The 17,523-nt window shown below is 64.9% G+C and carries 14 protein-coding genes; 10 read left to right on the plus strand and 4 right to left on the minus strand.

Annotated features, from left to right (window positions below; translation table 11 throughout):
• Window positions 1–9: 9 nt before the first annotated feature.
• Both DVB37_RS05870 and DVB37_RS05875 read right to left on the minus strand, forming a co-directional pair.
• Window positions 10–519, minus strand: coding sequence for a flavodoxin family protein (locus DVB37_RS05870; RefSeq protein WP_120154250.1), 510 nt, complete (start codon window positions 517–519; stop codon window positions 10–12).
• A complete protein-coding gene (locus tag DVB37_RS05875; protein WP_046802581.1) occupies window positions 516–1,349 on the minus strand; it encodes a zinc-dependent peptidase in 834 nt (277 codons plus the stop codon). Before DVB37_RS05875 ends, DVB37_RS05870 begins: the two co-directional genes overlap by 4 nt.
• 104 nt (window positions 1,350–1,453) lie before the next feature.
• Here DVB37_RS05875 and DVB37_RS05880 point away from each other — a divergent pair, with 104 nt between their 5' ends.
• A complete protein-coding gene (locus DVB37_RS05880; protein ID WP_120154252.1) occupies window positions 1,454–3,763 on the plus strand; it encodes a bifunctional (p)ppGpp synthetase/guanosine-3',5'-bis(diphosphate) 3'-pyrophosphohydrolase in 2,310 nt (769 codons plus the stop codon).
• Window positions 3,764–3,801: 38 nt separating this feature from the next.
• Here DVB37_RS05880 and DVB37_RS05885 read toward each other — a convergent pair whose 3' ends face one another.
• Complete coding sequence (locus DVB37_RS05885; RefSeq protein ID WP_104143007.1) at window positions 3,802–5,115, minus strand: MFS transporter; 1,314 nt, start codon at window positions 5,113–5,115, stop codon at window positions 3,802–3,804.
• Between the two features lie 134 nt (window positions 5,116–5,249).
• Between DVB37_RS05885 and argE the strand changes: the two genes are divergently transcribed.
• The 5 genes from argE to DVB37_RS05910 all read left to right on the plus strand — a co-directional run bounded on the left by argE (window position 5,250) and on the right by DVB37_RS05910 (window position 10,288).
• Complete coding sequence (gene argE / locus DVB37_RS05890; RefSeq protein ID WP_104143008.1) at window positions 5,250–6,401, plus strand: acetylornithine deacetylase; 1,152 nt, start codon at window positions 5,250–5,252, stop codon at window positions 6,399–6,401.
• Between the two features lie 126 nt (window positions 6,402–6,527).
• Window positions 6,528–7,727 carry a tryptophan synthase subunit beta gene (gene trpB / locus DVB37_RS05895; RefSeq protein ID WP_104143339.1) on the plus strand — a complete coding sequence of 400 codons (1,200 nt, stop codon included), beginning with the start codon at window positions 6,528–6,530 and terminating at the stop codon, window positions 7,725–7,727.
• Window positions 7,728–7,731: 4 nt separating this feature from the next.
• Window positions 7,732–8,595, plus strand: coding sequence for a tryptophan synthase subunit alpha (gene trpA / locus DVB37_RS05900; protein WP_120154254.1), 864 nt, complete (start codon window positions 7,732–7,734; stop codon window positions 8,593–8,595).
• A gap of 36 nt (window positions 8,596–8,631) precedes the next feature.
• Window positions 8,632–9,507, plus strand: coding sequence for an acetyl-CoA carboxylase, carboxyltransferase subunit beta (gene accD / locus DVB37_RS05905; RefSeq protein WP_046802586.1), 876 nt, complete (start codon window positions 8,632–8,634; stop codon window positions 9,505–9,507).
• A gap of 232 nt (window positions 9,508–9,739) precedes the next feature.
• Window positions 9,740–10,288, plus strand: a complete 549-nt coding sequence (locus DVB37_RS05910) for an acyloxyacyl hydrolase (protein ID WP_104143011.1) — start codon at window positions 9,740–9,742, stop codon at window positions 10,286–10,288.
• A 131-nt stretch (window positions 10,289–10,419) separates the two neighbouring features.
• Here the strand turns inward: DVB37_RS05910 and DVB37_RS05915 are convergent, their stop codons facing one another.
• Entirely contained in the window at window positions 10,420–13,629 is a 3,210-nt protein-coding gene (locus DVB37_RS05915) for an Rne/Rng family ribonuclease (RefSeq protein ID WP_120154256.1), read from the minus strand.
• Between the two features lie 524 nt (window positions 13,630–14,153).
• Between DVB37_RS05915 and DVB37_RS05920 the strand changes: the two genes are divergently transcribed.
• From DVB37_RS05920 to msrQ, 4 genes are all read left to right on the plus strand, one after another.
• Window positions 14,154–15,116, plus strand: coding sequence for an RluA family pseudouridine synthase (locus DVB37_RS05920; protein WP_185975318.1), 963 nt, complete (start codon window positions 14,154–14,156; stop codon window positions 15,114–15,116).
• A 2-nt stretch (window positions 15,117–15,118) separates the two neighbouring features.
• On the plus strand, window positions 15,119–15,784 hold the full coding sequence (locus DVB37_RS05925; RefSeq protein ID WP_104143016.1) for an HAD family hydrolase: 666 nt from the start codon (window positions 15,119–15,121) through the stop codon (window positions 15,782–15,784).
• A gap of 112 nt (window positions 15,785–15,896) precedes the next feature.
• On the plus strand, window positions 15,897–16,859 hold the full coding sequence (gene msrP / locus DVB37_RS05930; RefSeq protein WP_046802591.1) for a protein-methionine-sulfoxide reductase catalytic subunit MsrP: 963 nt from the start codon (window positions 15,897–15,899) through the stop codon (window positions 16,857–16,859).
• Between the two features lie 8 nt (window positions 16,860–16,867).
• Complete coding sequence (gene msrQ, locus DVB37_RS05935) at window positions 16,868–17,518, plus strand: protein-methionine-sulfoxide reductase heme-binding subunit MsrQ (RefSeq protein WP_120154258.1); 651 nt, start codon at window positions 16,868–16,870, stop codon at window positions 17,516–17,518.
• Window positions 17,519–17,523 lie beyond the last annotated feature (5 nt).

The following is a 17,523-nucleotide window of genomic DNA, read 5'->3' on the forward strand; positions in this document are numbered from 1 at the left end:
CCGCTGCCCTCAGCCGCCCGTCAAAACCAGCGCCGCAAGCAGCCCGCCCAGTTCCTCGCAGCGGTCAAGATCCGCCTGGGGTACGACCTTGTCCGCCAGGATTTGCTGCGCCGACTGCGCGCCCAGGTTGACGATCAGCGCGGGCGCCACCGGCTTGAGCCGCCAGCCCGTGCAGATGCGGTCGACCTGCCGCGCCGCGCCCGTGCCGTCGCTGCCCGCACTGATCGCGCACGCGTAGGGCCGGCCCTGGATGCGGTCCAGCACCGCGTAGTAGTTGCGGTCAAAGCACTCTTTCATTTCGCCGCTGAGACTGGCCAGGTTTTCGGGCGCACAGAACAAAAAGCCATGGCTGGCCAGGATGACGTCGGCGTCAACGTCGGCCGCGCGCCGCATTTCAATGTGCAGTTCGCCCGCCTGGTCCAGCTGCGTGGCCGCCGCCGCTGCGCCACGCGCTGCCGCTTCGGCCATCTGCCGTGCGGCGCCGGTGCGCGAGTGCCAGGCGATCAGCAGCTGTTTCATGCGTAGCGCCCCAGCGTGTCCTGCCGGTAATACGCCCGCAGCAGCGCGTGCCATTCGGGTAGCGCCTGATGCAAGGGGGCGGGGTCGACAAAGAAATGTTCGGAGCTGACGGCGAAGAATTCGGCCTCGTCGGTGGCCGCGTAGGGGTCCAGCGGCAGCTGGCCGTACCAGGCGTCCGCCTCTTCGCTTTCCGGGTCCACGTCGGGCGGGATGGCGGCTTCGACGGCTTCCAGCGCGGCAATGAAGCGGTCCAGGCTGTCGTCCAGCACGCGGCGCCACACCTGCGGTTTCAGGTCGGGGTGCGCGGACAGCGCCGGCATGCCGTCAGCCATGCCCGAACGCAAGTCCAGCTTGTGGGCGAATTCGTGGATGATGACGTTGAAGCCGCCGTCAGAAAACTGCGTGTCTTCCCAGGACAGCACCAGCGGGCCGCCTTCCCAGGCTTCGCCCGCGGCGTCTTCGATGAATTCGTGCACCACGCCGTCTTCATCCTGGCGCGTGCGCGGGATACGGAAGCTGGCCGGATACACGATGATTTCGTCCCAGCCTTCGTACAGCTCGGGCGACAGGTTCAGGATGGGCAGGCTGGCTTGCGCCGCGATCGACAGGCGCATGAAGTCCGAGACCTCCAGGCCCTGCGCGCCGTTGATGGTTTTACTGGCCAGCAGCCAGGCGGACCGCGCCAGCAATTGCGCGGTCTCGTCGGCGTTCAATGCCGCCAGGAACGGGTAGGCATCCAGCACCTGCCGCCACAGCTGCGGCGCGATGCGGGCTTGCATTTCGGCCACTTCCGAGGGGCGGGCGCCCCGGCCCTTGAGCCAGCGCAACATAAGCTTTGGTTCCTTGTATATGCCGGATATGGCAGGGGATTCAGCACGATCAAACGCTAGTGTAGAGTGTCGGGATATCAACCAACCCGTGCATTGCGCCAGTCATGTCCGCCCCGCCTGTTATCGACGCGCCTTCGCCTTTCGACGCTTCCTGGCGGCAGGAGGTAGGCGCGGGCCTGGACGCCGATGGCGTTGCGCTGATCGACCAGGCCGTGACCTGGGCCATCCCCCGATTTGAAGGCCAGCACGCCCTGACCGGCGAGCCGCTGGCCAGCCACGGCGCCGGCGTCGTGCGCATCCTGGCCGCGCTGCACACCGACGCCGCCACCCGCGCCGCCGCGCTGTTGGCTGCCTTGCCCACTGACTTGATGGCGCCCGCGCCCGCCTTACGCAACGACCCGGTCGCGGCGGCGTTCGGCGCCGAAGTGGCGCGGCTGGTCCAGGGCACGCGCGCGCTGCTGCGCTTGGGCGTGGTGGCACGGCAAGCCAGCGATGCCGAAGCCGAAAGCGGCTCGCAAAAAGAAATGCAGCGCAAGATGCTGCTGGCCATGGCGGCCGATCTGCGCATTGTGCTGATGCGTCTGGCCTCGCGGCTGCGCACCTTGCGCTGGCATGCCGAAAGCAAGGCCCCATGCTCTACCGATTTTGCGCGCGAGACGCTGGACCTGTACGCCCCGCTGGCCAACCGCCTGGGCATCTGGCAGATCAAATGGGAAATGGAAGACCTGTCTTTCCGCTTCCTGGAGCCCGACCGCTACAAGCAGATTGCGCGCCTGCTGGAAGAAAAGCGGGTTGAGCGCGAGGCCTTCATTGCCGGCGCCATCGACCGCCTGCAAACGGCGCTGACCAAGGCGGGCATCGATGCCGAAGTCAGCGGCCGGCCCAAGCATATCTACAGCATCTGGAACAAGATGCGCGTCAAGCGCCTGGACTTTGCCCAGATGTACGACCTGCGCGCGCTGCGCATCATCGTCGAGGACGTGCGCGCCTGCTATACGGCGCTGGGCTTGGTGCACGAGATGTGGACGCCGCTGTCCAACGAGTTCGATGACTACATCTCGCGGCCCAAGCCCAACGGCTACCGGTCGCTGCACACCGTGGTGGCCGATGACGACGGCCGGCCCTTTGAAGTGCAGATCCGCACGCGCGAAATGCACCAGTTCGCCGAATACGGCATGGCCGCGCACTGGCGCTACAAAGAAGCCGGCGCCAAGGGCGGGCAAGTGGCCGCGTCCAGCGAATACGATCGCCAATTGGCCTGGATGCGTCAGCTGCTAGCCTGGAACACCGATGTGGAAGGCGGCGGCCAGCCTGGGCAGGAGCCCGGCAAGCCCGACCCCGCCAAGGCGGAAACCGGCAAGCCCGCGTCCGGCAAACCCGGGTCCAGCAAGAACCGCAACCTGGTCAAACCGCCGGCCCACACCGACGAGCGCATCTACGTGTTGACCCCGCAGGCGCGCGTGATCGAGTTGCCCGCCGGCGCCACGCCGGTGGATTTTGCCTATCACCTGCATACCGATCTGGGCCACCGCTGCCGGGGTGCACGCGTTGATGGCCAGATGGTGCCGTTGCAGACGCATTTGTCCACGGGCCAGACCGTCGAGATCATCTCCGCCAAGTCGGGCGGGCCGTCGCGCGATTGGCTCAACCCGCAGCTGGGTTTTTTGGCCAGCCCGCGGGCGCGCGCCAAGGTTCGGATGTGGTTCAACGCCATTGAATTGCAGCAGCGCATTACGCAGGGCCAGGCACTGGTTGAAAAAGAACTGCAACGGCTGGGCAAGACGGCCGTCAACCTGGAACAACTGGCGCAGAACCTGGGCTTTGCCCGCGCCGATGACCTGTACGTGGCGGCGGCCAAGGAAGAATTCAGCCTGCGCCAGATCGACAGTGTGTTCCAGCAGCCAGCGCCGGCCACCGAACCGCAACCGGCCGCGCTGCGCCACGCCAGCGCGGGCAGCGCCGAGAAAAGCGGCAAGAGCGGCGTGTTGGTGGTGGGCGTGGGCTCGCTATTGACGCAATTGGCGCGTTGCTGCCGCCCCGCGCCGCCCGACGCCATCGCCGGCTTCGTGACGCGCGGTCGCGGCGTGTCCATCCACCGCTGCGACTGCCACAGCTACCTGGCGCTGGCCGCGCGTGAACCCGAACGCGTCATCGAGGTCGCCTGGGGCGAGACGTCGGACACCTTCTATCCCGTGGACATCAGCGTGCGCGCGCACGACCGTCCCGGCCTGTTGCGCGACCTGTCTGAAGTGTTCGCGCGCTTGCGCCTGAATGTGGTGGGCGTGAACACGCAAAGCAAGCAATCGCTGGCCCATATGGTGTTCACGGTAGAAGTGCGCGGGGGCGAATCGCTGTCCCGCGCGCTGGACGCCCTGGCCGAGGTGGCCGGCGTGTCCTCGGCGTCGCGCCGCTAGGACACCCCCCAAGGCCGGGCGGCCCTGGGGGGCGTGCTTTAGTGATCCAGCTGTTCGTGCGCGCGCTCGCGCATGAAGAACGAGGCGATCAGGCCCAGCGCCACGCCGAACATCACGTAGTAGGCCGGGGCCATCGGCGAACCGGTGGTCTTGATCAGCCAGGTCACGATGAACTGGGCGAAGCCGCCGAAGATCATCACGGCCACGTTGTAGGCCAGGGACAAGCCCACGGAACGCACGCGCGCCGGGAACAATTCCGCCATCACCGTGCTGAACACGCCAAAGAAGGCCGACACGAAGATGCAGACCACGATTTGCACGGTCAGCAGGCGACCGATCGACGGCGCATCCGACAGCCAGTAGTACAGCGGATACAGCACGATCAGGTAGCCGATCAGCGAACCGATCACCAGCGGGCGGCGGCCGATACGGTCGGACCAGGCGCCCATGAACGGCGTCATCAGCACCATCAGCGCGGCGCCAGCCATCTGCACCATGAAGGTGTCCTTCAGCGGCAGCTTCAGAATCTGGGTCGAATACGTGACCAGATACGTGAAGGTGATGTAGATGGACACGGTGGCGGTCACCACCAGGCCCACGCCGATCAGCGTTTCACGCGTGTGGGTTTTGACCATCTGCACCAGGCTCAGGCGTTGCACTTCACCGCGCGCGGCGGCCTGGCGGTCTTCTTCCTGCATCTGCTTGAAGACTTCGGTTTCGTCGATGTTCTTGCGGATATAGATCGCGATAGGAACAATGACCAGGCCGAAGGCAAACGGAATGCGCCAGGCCCAGGCCGCGATCTGCTCTTGCGTGAAGAACTCGGTGATCAGCGTGCCGCAGGCCGCGCCGATCAGCAGCGCCAGCATCTGGCCGGCCATTTGCCACGAGCCGTAGAAGCCGCGCTTGCCGTTGGGCGCCATTTCGATCAGCAAGGCCGTCGACGTGCCGAATTCGCCGCCCGCCGAGAAGCCCTGCAACAGGCGCGCGATCAGGATGAAGATCGGGGCCAGGATGCCGGCGGCGTGGTAGGTCGGGGCCACCGTGATCAGCGCAATCGACACGGCCATCAGCGAGGTCACCATCACCATGGCGGCCTTGCGGCCTTTCTTGTCGCCGTACATCCCCAGGATGATGCCGCCCACCGGGCGCATGAAGAAGCCGACGCCGAAGATGGCCGTGGTCATCAGGATGGCGTTCAGTTCACTGCCGGGCAGGTTGGGGTCGGTGGGGAAAAACAGCTTCGCGATAATCGGCGTCATGAACGCGAAGACCAGGAAGTCATACCATTCGAGGGCGTTGCCTATGACTGCGGCCACGATGTTGCGTGTGGGAACTGCTTTGTGCTGCACGGTTTCTCCTTGGGGGCGTAATTCAATCCGGCGACATTCTAGGCGCTTAACCGGTGAACGGTCGGCCCCACCGTCCAAGACGCGGGCGCTTCCTGGCTTTACACTTGTCGCTTTTCCCCCCAAAGAGAAGTGACATGAACGCGCGCACCTGGCTGGAAACGCTGGTGGGTTTCGATACCACCAGCCGCAATTCCAATCTTGCCCTGATCGAAACCGTCCGTGATTGGCTCAAGGGCCAGGGCGTGGACGCGTGGCTGGCGCACAACCCCGAGCGCACCAAGGCCAACCTGTTCGCCACCTTGCCGGCGCAAGACGGCAACCAGCAGGGCGGCATCGTCCTGTCGGGCCACACCGACGTGGTGCCCGTGGATGGCCAGGACTGGAGCACGGACCCGTTCAAGCTCGTTGAAAAAGACGGCCTTCTCTATGGGCGTGGCGCCTGCGACATGAAGGGTTTCATCGCCGGTTCGCTGGCGCTGGTGCCGGAATTCATGGCCATGCCGCGCAAAAAGCCGATCCACCTGGCGTTCTCGTACGACGAGGAAGTCGGTTGCGCCGGCGCGCCGTACATGCTGGCCGACCTGCACGAACGCGGCATCCGCCCCGAAGGCTGCGTGGTGGGTGAACCCACCGGCATGCAGGTGGTGGTGGCGCACAAGGGCATCAACCTGTTTCGCTGCAAGGTCCACGGCAAGGCCGCGCATTCGTCGCTGACCCCGCGCGGCTGCAACGCCATCGAATACGCCGCCCGCCTGATCTGCCGCATCCGCGACCTGGCAGACAGCTTCAAGGCCAACGGCCCGTACGACCAGTTCTACGACGTGCCGTTCTCCACGATGACCACCAACCAGATCCGGGGCGGCATCGCCGTCAACACCATCCCGGAGTTGTGCGAATTCACCTACGAATTCCGCAACTTGCCGGGCATGCAACCCGACCAGATCCAGGCCGAAGTCGAGAAATACGTGCGTGATGAGCTCTTGCCGCGCATGCAGGCCGAATTTGACGGCGCTACCATCGAGATCGAGACGGGCGCTGCGGCCCCCGCGCTGGAGGCCTCCGAAGAAGCCGCCATTACCCAGCTGGTGCGGGCGCTGACCGAAGATCGCAGCACGCGCAAGGTGGCGTATGGCACCGAAGCGGGTCTGTTCCAGGGCATCGGCATCCCCACCGTGGTCTGCGGCCCGGGTCATATCGAACAGGCCCACAAGCCCAACGAATTCGTGGCCATCGACCAAATGGCGTCTTGCGAGACGTTCCTGCGTCGCCTGGGCCAGTCGCTGTAAGCGGGTGGCGGGCGGGGAGGGGACCGCTGCGCGGACCCCGGCCCCGGCCGGCTCAGGTAAAATGACGGGTTGCAAACCGGATTTGCGGCTGGCAGTGGCCTGTCGCGATACCGGGGGAGATGCTTGGTGAAACCTTACGACTTTCCGGATGCCCAGGGCCATTTTGGCCCCTATGGCGGTGTTTTCGTGGCGGAAACGCTGATGCACGCGCTCGACGAGCTGCGCGCGTCCTATGACCATTACCGTGTCGATCCCGCCTTCCTGGAAGAGTTCAACTACGAACTCAAGCACTTTGTCGGCCGGCCCAGCCCGATCTACCACGCCCGACGCTGGTCGGAAATGGTGGGCGGCGCGCAAATCTGGTTCAAGCGTGAAGACCTGAACCACACCGGCGCACACAAGATCAACAACTGCATCGGCCAGGCATTGCTGGCCAAGCGCATGGGCAAGCCGCGCGTCATCGCCGAAACCGGCGCCGGCCAGCACGGCGTGGCAACCGCCACGGTGGCCGCGCGCTACGGCATGGAATGCGTGGTCTACATGGGCAGCGAAGACATTCATCGCCAGGCGTCTAACGTCTACCGCATGAAGCTGCTGGGCGCCACGGTGGTGCCGGTTACCTCCGGTTCGCGCACGCTGAAAGACGCGCTGAACGAAGCCATGCGCGACTGGGTCACCAACATCGAAAACACGTTCTACATCATCGGCACGGTGGCGGGTCCCGACCCCTATCCCCGCATGGTGCGTGATTTCCAGACCGTGATCGGCAACGAATGCCTGACGCAGATGCCCGAAGCCATCGGCCGCCAGCCCGACTACGTCGTGGCAGCGGTGGGCGGCGGATCCAACGCCATGGGCATCTTCCACCCCTACATCCCCTACGAAAACGTGCGCCTTATCGGTGTCGAAGCGGCGGGCGAGGGCATGGACAGCGGCAAGCACGCCGCTTCGCTGGCAGCGGGGCAGGTGGGCGTGTTGCACGGCAACCGCACCTACGTCATGCAGAACGCCGACGGCCAGGTACAGGAAACGCATTCGGTTTCGGCCGGCCTGGACTACCCCGGCGTGGGTCCCGAGCACGCGTGGCTGAAGGACTCGGCCCGTGCGGAATACGTGGGGATCACCGACGATGAGGCCCTGAAGGCGTTCCATGACTGCTGCCGTATCGAAGGCATCATGCCGGCGCTGGAATCGTCCCACGCCATCGCCCAGGCCGTGAAGATGGCCGCCACGCTGCCGCGCGACGCCGTCATTCTGGTCAATTTGTCGGGCCGTGGCGACAAAGACATGCATACCGTCGCCGAACGTGCCGGTATCGAGCTCTAACACCATGACAACTCGCACTGATCGTATCGCGGCCGCGTTCGCGCGTACCGCCGAATCCGGCCGTTCGGCCGCGCTGATTCCCTACATCGCGGCCGGCGACCCGTCGCCCGCGGCTACGGTTGCCCTGATGCATGCGCTGGTGGAAGCCGGCGCCGACATCGTCGAACTCGGCGTACCGTTCTCCGACCCGATGGCCGACGGCCCCGTGATCCAGCGCGCCGCTGACCGCGCCATTGCGCAAGGCGTGGGTTTGGCCCGTGTGCTGGAACTGGTGGCCGAGTTCCGTCAGCGCGATACCACCACGCCGGTGGTGCTGATGGGCTACGCCAACCCCATCGAACGCATGGGCCAGGCTGAATTTGCCGCCAACGCCGAACGCGCGGGTGTAGACGGCGTGCTGGTCGTGGACTATCCGCCTGAAGAGGTCATCGACTTCGCGGCCACCCTGGGCGCGCACGGCATTGCCCCCATTTTCCTGCTGGCGCCCACCTCCACCGAAGCGCGCATCCAGGCCGTGGCAAAAGTGGCGCGCGGCTATGTGTATTACGTGTCGCTCAAGGGCGTCACGGGCGCCGGGTCGCTCAATACCGAAGATGTGGCCGAACGCGTGGCCGTCATTCGCCGCCACATGGGCGACATTCCGGTTGGCGTGGGTTTCGGTATCCGCGACGCTGAAAGCGCGCAGCGCGTGGCTCGCGTGGCGGACGCCGTTGTCATCGGCAGCAAACTGATTGAAACGATGGAGCAGGCGGTGGCGAACGCCCCGGCTGCCCAGCAAACCAACGCTGCAGTCACCGCCGCCAGCGGCTGGCTGCGCACCATCCGGCTCGCGCTGGATCAAGTAAAACGAGACGGCGCGTCGGCCTGAACGGCCGGACGCGCCCTCTAACGGGATGAAAAATCAATGAGCTGGATCGAAAAACTCCTGCCTCCTCGCATCAATAAAACCAGCGACAGCGGCGCCCGCCGCGTTCCCGAAGGCCTGTGGGTGAAATGCCCGTCGTGCGAATCGGTGCTGTACAGCGAAGACTTGGCGGCCAATCTGCACGTGTGCCCCAAGTGCGACCACCACATGCGTATCGGCGCTCGCGCGCGGATCGATTCGCTGCTGGATATGGAAGGCCGGGTTGAAATTGGCCAGAACACGCGGTCCGTGGATTCGCTGAAGTTCAAGGACACGCGCAAGTATCCCGAGCGCCTGCAAGAGGCCGTCAAGCAAACCGGTGAATCCGATGCGCTGGTGGTCATGAGCGGTTCGATTCGCGGTGTGCCGGCCACCTTGGCCTGCTTTGAATTTGAATTCATGGGCGGTTCGATGGGTTCGGTGGTGGGCGAGCGCTTCGCGCGCGGCGCCCAAGCCGCCCTGGACAACAAGACGCCGTTTATCTGTGTTGCCGCATCTGGCGGCGCGCGCATGCAGGAAAGCTTGCTTTCGCTAATGCAGATGGCCAAGACCAACGCCATGTTGACCCGCCTGTCGGCGGCCGGCCTGCCGTTTATCAGCGTACTGACCGACCCCACCATGGGCGGCGTGTCGGCCAGTTTTGCGTTCATGGGCGATGTGGTCATTGCCGAGCCCAAGGCGCTGATCGGCTTTGCCGGCCCGCGCGTGATCGAGCAGACCGTGCGCGAAAAGCTGCCGGAAGGCTTCCAGCGCTCGGAGTTCCTGCTGCAAAAGGGCGCTATCGATATGGTGGTGGACCGCCGCCAGCTGCGTGAGGAAATTGCGCGTCTGCTGGCGCTGCTGACGAACCAGCCGGCGGACGTCGTTACTGCCTGACGGGTAGTCGCAACAAATAATGCCGTCGAAAGCTCTCGCTTTCGACGGCATTTTCCGTTTGAGCCGCCACCGGTTTGTGACGCTGCTTACCGGATCTCGTATCGATTGTGACGGCGCTTTTCGGAACAGTGTTTTCCACGGCAAATTTGTTGCCTTATTGCTACAAGGCTCAAGCCATCCGACCCGTATTTTGCTATGTTGCCGGTTAGACCCAAATCTTCGGAGTTACCCCATGCTGTTGACTAACAAGAAACTGCTCGCAAGCCTCGTCGGTTTGGCAATGGCAGGCGCCGCCACGGTGGCCAGCGCCCAATCGTCGGAAGGTACGCAGGGTGGCGTGAGCATGCATTACGGCATCGGCGACCATTACCAGCGCATTACCTTGAACTACGAAACGCCGTCGGTCTGGACGCATCAGTTCGGCGGCAACTGGGGTCGCCTTGACCTCACGCCCGAATTGGGCGCCTCGTACTGGTGGGCGGACGGCTCGCGTTCCCCGGGCCATGTGTGGCAGCTCAATGCTATCCCGATGTTCCGCTGGTGGACCGGCGAACGTTTCTACCTCGAAGCCGGTATCGGCGCGACGGTGTTTTCCAGCACGCGCTTCGCGGACGAAAACATCAGTACCGCCTTCCAGTTTGGCGACCACGTCGGCATGGGCTTTCTGCTGACGCCGAACAACCGCATCGGCGTGCGCTATTCGCACTTTTCGAACGCCAGCATCAAGCGCCCGAATCCCGGGCTGGATCTGGTGCAGTTGACCTACACGTACCAGTTCTAAGCCGCTTTCCGGCAAGACCATAAAACCCTCGTCACCGAGGGTTTTTTTTCGTCTGTGGATCGTGGGGGTGTTGGCGACGGACGAAAAAAAGCCCCCGTCATGCGACGGAGGCTTTTTGGCGTGCCAGCGGCTTAGTGGCGCGTTTCGACTTGAACCAGGGGTTCGTTCGACACGGTGGCAACCGGCTTGCGCTCGCGGCCAAGGCGGGTCGGCGTATGCGCGGCGGCAATGCGCAGCTGGGTCTGAGCGTGGCGGTCCGGATCGGTTTCCACCCACTTCAAGCCAGCGGCGTTGACGACGTCATGCAAGGCCTGGGCCTTGGCCGACGGCGTGGCTGCCGGTACCACGATAGGCTGCGACACGGTGGGGGCTGGGGAGGCAGCCGGGGTTGCGGCAGCCGTCGCTGCGGCACCTGGTGCTGCGGCAGCCGGTGCTGCGGCCGGGGCTTCGCGTTCGCCAACCGGAGCGGGCGCCGTCACGACGGGTTCCACCTCGGCGGCCTTCACCGGCGTTTCAGCCGGAGCTTGGGCCGGCTCAGCGGCCTGCACGGCAACCGGCTCGGTCACCGAAGCAGCCGTTTGTACGGGCTGGACCACGGGCTCGGCGGCTTGTACGGCGGCGGGCTTGGTGGCCTCGACAGGAGCGTCCACAGCGGCGGCTTGGATCGGGGCTTCAGCCGGGGCCTGGACCGGAGCTTGGGCCGGGGCTTGAGCCGGGGCGTGGGCGGGTGCTTGGGTCTGCGTTTCCACCGGAGCCTGAACCGGCGCCTGAGCCGGTGCTTCGACCTTGGCGGGCTGCGCTTCGACGGCTTGTGCTTCCGTCACCTTGGTGTCGACGGCCTGCGTCTGCACCGGCGCGGCGGTAGCGGTTTCTACCGGCGCTGCCTGGGCGGCGATGCCTTCAGCTTGATCGGCGATGTCGTCGTCGGAACCGTCGTCCAGTTGCTCGTCGCTACCGGCCAGACCTGCTTCGTCCTGGCTGCGGCGGCCACGGCGGCTGCGGCGGCGGCGGCGCTTGCGTTCCGGATCGGCGGCGCCTTCAGCGCCTTCGGCCAGGGGCATGCCATCGGCGGTTTGCTCGGCGGCGTCAGCGGCGTCCGTCGACGGTTCGGCGGCGGGCTTGGTGGTATCGGGCAGGGCGGTCGCAACGGACTGCGCCAGCGCGGCCACCATGCTTTCCTGTTCGCTCATCGGCGCGTCGGATTGGCCTTCTTCGCGGCGGTTGCGGCCACGGCCACGGCGGCGGTTACGACCGGCGCCGGTATCGTCGCCATTGGCCAGTTCAGCTTGGTCGGGGCGGTTGGACGCCAAGACGGCTTGCGCCGCCTGGCCTTCGCGATCACCACGGCCTTCACCGCGGTTGCTGCGATCGCCACGATCCTGGCGGTCACCGCGTTCGCCTTCGCCACGGCGGTTGCCACGGGCGTGGTGGCGGCTGCCTTCGCCGCCCTCGGCACCTTCACCGCGCGATTCGCCACGGCGATTGTTGCGGTTGCGATCCGAGCCATGGCGTTCACCACGGCGTTCCTGGCCATCATGGCCGGCACGACCCTTGCCGCGACCAGAGGCGGCGCGCTTGGCGCTGTCTTCCTGGGCGGTGGGGGCCGGCTTGGCGGCTTCGGAGCCACCGGTCAGCCAGCCGACCAGGCGCTTGAACAAGCCGCCCAGGCCGCCCGTTGCGGCAGCCGGTGCGGCGGGCGCAACGGCGGGCGCGGCCGGCGTGGACGAGACCGGGGCCGGCTGCGAGGGCGTGATGCCCTTGACCAGAGCTTCCGGGCGCGCCTTGATTTCGCTTTCGCGCGGTTGCCACGGCGCGTTCGTGGCGGGAGCTTCCACCAGTTCGAAACTGGTCTTCAGCTCTTCCAGGCGCGGGTCGTCATGGCGCAGGCGTTCGATGTGGTGATGCGGCGTTTCCAGATGCTTGTTCGGGATCAGCATCAGGTTGACCTTCAGGCGGGCTTCCATCTTGGTGATGTCGGCGCGCTTTTCATTCAGAAGGTAGGTGGCAACATCCACCGGCACCTGGGCGTGGACCGCCGCGGTGTTTTCCTTCATGGCTTCTTCTTGCAGCAGGCGCAGCACGTGCAGGGCGCTGGATTCCGCATCGCGGATCACGCCGGTGCCGTTGCAGCGCGGGCAGGTGATGTGCGAGCCTTCGTTCAGGGCCGGGCGCAGGCGCTGACGCGACAGTTCCATCAGGCCAAAGCGCGAAATCTTGCCCATCTGCACGCGGGCACGGTCGAAATGGAGAGCATCGCGCAGGCGCTGTTCGACGGCGCGCTGGTTCTTGCTGTCTTCCATGTCGATGAAGTCGATGACGATCAGGCCGCCCAGGTCGCGCAAGCGCAACTGGCGGGCCACTTCGTCGGCCGCTTCAGAGTTCGTGCGCAGCGCGGTTTCCTCGATGTCGGCGCCGCGCGTGGAGCGGGCCGAGTTCACGTCAACGGAAACCAGTGCTTCGGTGTGGTCGATCACGATGGCGCCGCCGGACGGCAGTTGCACCGTGCGCGAATACGCCGTTTCAATCTGGTGTTCGATCTGGAAGCGCGAGAACAGCGGGATGTCGTCGCGGTAGCGTTTGACGCGCTGGACGTTGTCCGGCATCACCACGCTCATGAAGGCGGTGGCCTGATCGGCGATCTCGTCGGTATCGATCAGGATTTCGCCGATTTCGGGCGAGAAATAATCGCGGATGGCCCGGATGACCAGGCTGGATTCCAGGTAGATCAGGATCGGCGCGGAGTTGTCGCGGGCAGCGCCGTCGATGGCGGTCCACAGCTGCAACAGGTAGGACAAGTCCCACTGGAGCTCTTCGACATTGCGGCCGATGCCGGCGGTGCGGGCAATGATGCTCATGCCCTGGGGCAGCTCAAGCTGCTCCATCGTGTCGCGCAGTTCCTGGCGATCTTCGCCCTCGACGCGGCGCGAAACGCCACCGCCACGGGGGTTGTTGGGCATCAGGACCAAGTAGCGGCCAGCCAGCGAGATGAACGTGGTCAGGGCTGCGCCCTTGTTGCCGCGTTCTTCTTTTTCGACCTGAACGATCAGTTCCTGGCCTTCGCGCAGCGCATCCTGGATGCGGGCGCTACGGACATCGACGCCTTCCTTGAAGAAGCTGCGAGCAACTTCCTTGAAGGGCAGAAAGCCGTGACGGTCTTCACCGTAGTTGACGAAGCAAGCTTCCAGGCCGGGTTCGATCCGGGTAATGACACCTTTGTAGATGTTGCCTTTGCGTTGTTCGCGGCCGGCAGTCTCGATGTCGAGGTCGATGAGTTTTTGCCCATCAACGATAGCGACGCGTAATTCTTCCTGATGCGTCGCATTGAACAGCATGCGCTTCATGAGAGGGTTTCTCCGTTGTCATGACGCGCCGATATCGGCGCGTGACCTCGGGTCACTCGGGCTGCGGCTGAAGCGGGCAAGAAATGCGGACCGTACCTGGGCGGCGCCCAGGCGTATCCGCCGCGGGTCAGGCGGGCACGTCGTGCCGTGGGGCACGGGGTTCTGTCAGCAGGAGGGTCAGCTTCACTGAATGTGGTTTGACGGAAAAATTGCTGTGAACGGCAGTTGCGGTCGGATTGGTTGCCTACACGCAGCTGGTGCTTTAAATATGCGACGATTCTTGCAGTGCTTCAGAGCCGCTTGCGGCATGCAACGGACCTGCTGGGACAGCGGGCAAAGTGAATGCCACACCACTATCCGGCAGGGCGCGGTTGCGCCGGCGACCAAGAGACCCAGGGGTTGAATCAGCAGGCAGTACAATAGCGGCCCGCGCGCTCGACGGAGTTGCGTACTTGTTTGCATCTCTACGCCAGGCGGCTAGTTCAGCCCCTTAAGGCTGTCCCGATTATATGTCGCTTTCCGCAATGCGCAAAGAAACTTCCTCCCCCATATCCCCCTCTAAAGCCGCCCCCGCCGTCCGTATGGTGGAGGTCGATGGCGAACACGCCGGCCAGCGTCTGGACAACTTCCTGATGCGCTTGTGCAAGGGCGTGCCCAAGACCCACATCTACAAGGCCATCCGTGGCGGCGAGGTGCGCGTCAACAAGGGACGCATCTCGGTCGACTATCGCATCGTCGCCGGCGACATCGTCCGCATCCCGCCCTTGCGCTTGCCCGACCCGGGCAAGCCGCGCCCGGTGCCGGGCGCCGAGTTCCCCGTGGTGTTCGAAGACGACGCCCTGCTGGTGGTGGACAAACCCGCCGGCGTGGCGGTGCATGGGGGCAGCGGGGTGTCGTTCGGCGTGATCGAGCAACTGCGCGCCGCTCGGCCCGATGCCAAGTTCCTGGAACTGGTGCATCGCCTGGACCGCGAAACGTCCGGGCTGTTGATGGTGGCCAAGAAACGCAGCGCCTTGCTGGCGCTGCACGCGATGCTGCGCGAAGGCAAGGGCGACAAGCACTATCTGGCGCTGGTCCAGGGCGATTGGGTGAATGACCGCCAGCACATCAAGCTGGGCCTGTCCAAATGGACGACGCAATCCGGCGAGCGGCGCGTTAAGGTCGACCCCGACGGCCAGACCGCGCACACCATCATCACGCTCAAGCAGCGTTTCGGCGGTTACAGTCTGGTCGACGCGGAACTGCGCACCGGTCGTACGCATCAAATCCGGGTGCACCTGGCGGCCAGCGGCTTTCCCATTGTGGGTGATGACAAATACGGGCATGACGACGTGCGCGCGGAATTTTCGCGCATGGGTTTCGGTCGGATGTTCCTGCATGCTCATCAATTGACTCTGGCCCACCCGGTCACCGGCGAGCCCATGACCCTGACCGCCGAGCTGCCGCCCGCCTGCCAAAAAATACTGAAACAACTGGAGTCGGTCTGATTATGTCGTCGTATTCGCTGGTCGTTTTTGACTGGGATGGCACCCTGATGGATTCCACGCACAGCATCGTGGCCGCCATCCAGGGCGCTTGCCGGGACCTGGAATTGGCGGTGCCGTCGGCGTCCGAGGCTAGCTGGGTGATTGGTCTGTCCCTGGAAAGCGCGTTGCGTCGTGCCGTGCCGGAGCTGACGCAGGCGATGATGCCGCGCTTTCTTGAGCGCTACCGCACCCACTACCTGCTGCGCGACCCCGAACTGCGCCTGTTCGACGGCATTCCCGAACTGTTGCAGACCCTGGCCGACCAGAACGTGCGCTTGGCGGTGGCCACCGGCAAAAGCCGGGTCGGCCTGACCCGCGCGCTGGCGGCAACGGGCCTGGGTCCGCTGTTTGACGCCACGCGCACGGCGGACGAAACCTTCAGCAAGCCGCATCCCGCGATGTTGCACGAGCTCATGCAGGAGCTGGACGTGGACCCCGCTCGCGTGGTGATGGTGGGCGACACCTCGCATGATCTCCAGATGGCGGTCAATGCGGGCGTGCACGGCCTGGGCGTGACCTATGGCGCGCATACCGTGAAGGAGCTTCAGGGTTGTGCGCCACAGGCGGTGCTCGATAGCGTGCCGCTGGTGCGTGAATGGCTGCTGCCCCGGGTGTCGGCCGGCGCCTGATCCGGGAAAGATCGCACACGGGGCGCGCCGCCGCGGAATATCATGGGGCGGCGCAGCGTCTATGACTTGTACCCGGCGGCTACGGCCGACGGTCGGTGAACCGGAGACCACGATGTTGATACGCAAGCCCCACGATATTGCCCCGTCCGAAATTACCGACGAAGCGGTCTGGCGTTCGCGCCGCGACCTCATGTTGCGCGCGGGGCTCACGGCCGCCGCCGTGGGGCTGCCCGGCTGGGCTGCGCGCAGCGCGTTCGCCCAAGACGCCGGCACACTGACCGGCAAGCCCAACGGGTCGCTCAGCGTCATGGACAAGCAGACATCGCTTGCCGACATCACGTCCTACAACAACTACTACGAATTCGGCGTCGACAAGGGCGACCCTGCCGCCAATGCCGGCAAGCTGAAGACGCGTCCGTGGACGGTCAGCGTCGAAGGCGAGGTGGGCAAGCCGCGCACATTCTCCATCGACGATCTGCTCAAGCTGGCGCCCATGGAAGAACGGGTCTATCGGCTGCGCTGTGTCGAAGGCTGGTCGATGGTGATTCCGTGGGTGGGCTATTCGGTGTCCGAGTTGCTCAAGCAGGTGGAACCCACCGGCAATGCCAAATACGTGGAATTCGTCACGGCAGTGCAGCGCGAGAACATGCCCGGCGTGCGCGCCGCGATCCTGGAATGGCCCTACGTCGAGGCGTTGCGCATCGACGAGGCCATGAACCCCCTGGCCATGCTGGTGTTTGGCGTCTACGGCAAGGTGCTGCCGAACCAGAACGGCGCGCCGCTGCGCCTGGCCGTGCCCTGGAAGTATGGATTCAAGTCGGCCAAATCGCTGGTCAAGATCCGTCTGGTGGAAAAAATGCCGGAATCTTCCTGGATCAAGGCGGCGCCCCAGGAATACGGGTTCTACGCCAACGTGAACCCGAACGTACCGCATCCGCGCTGGAGCCAGGCAACCGAGCGCCGCATTGGCGAAGACGGCCTGTTCAGCCCTAAGCGCAAGACGCTGATGTTCAACGGCTATGGCGAACAGGTGGCATCGCTTTATCAGGGCATGGACCTGAAGGCGAATTACTGAATAACGCCATGTCCGAGGTTTCCTCCCGGCGAGCCGCCGCACCGCCCGCCAAGACGCAGCTTTCCGCCAAGACTTTCGGGCGCTTCAAGCCGGTCCTGTTCCTGCTGGGCCTGGCGCCGTTCGCGCGCTGGGTGTGGCTGGGCATGGATAACGGGCTGACCGCCAACCCGGTCGAATTCCTGACTCGTTCGTCCGGTACCTGGACGCTTGTCTGCCTGCTGGTGACGCTGTCGATCACGCCGCTGCGTCGCCTGACGGGGCAGCCCGCCTTGGTGCGCGTGCGCCGCATGTGCGGCCTGTTCGCGTTTTTTTACGGCGCCATGCATTTCATGGCCTGGGTCTGGTGGGACCGAGGGCTGGACCCCGCGGCAATGTTGCAGGATATCGGCGAACGTCCCTTCATCACCGTGGGTTTCGCAGCGTTCGTGCTGATGACGGCGCTGGCGGCTACGTCCACCCAGTGGGCGATGCGCCGCCTGGGCAAACGCTGGCAGCAATTGCACCGCGCCATTTATGCGATCGGCCTGCTGGCGGTGTTGCATTACTGGTGGCACAAGGCGGGCAAGAATGACCTGACCCAGCCGGCCTTGTACGCCGCCGTGCTGGCGCTGCTGCTAGGCTGGCGCATCGTGGCGTGGTGGCGCCGCCGCGCTCGCTGACGCGC

It is taken from the genome of Achromobacter sp. B7, assembly GCF_003600685.1.
Classification (GTDB): domain Bacteria; phylum Pseudomonadota; class Gammaproteobacteria; order Burkholderiales; family Burkholderiaceae_B; genus Achromobacter; species Achromobacter spanius_B.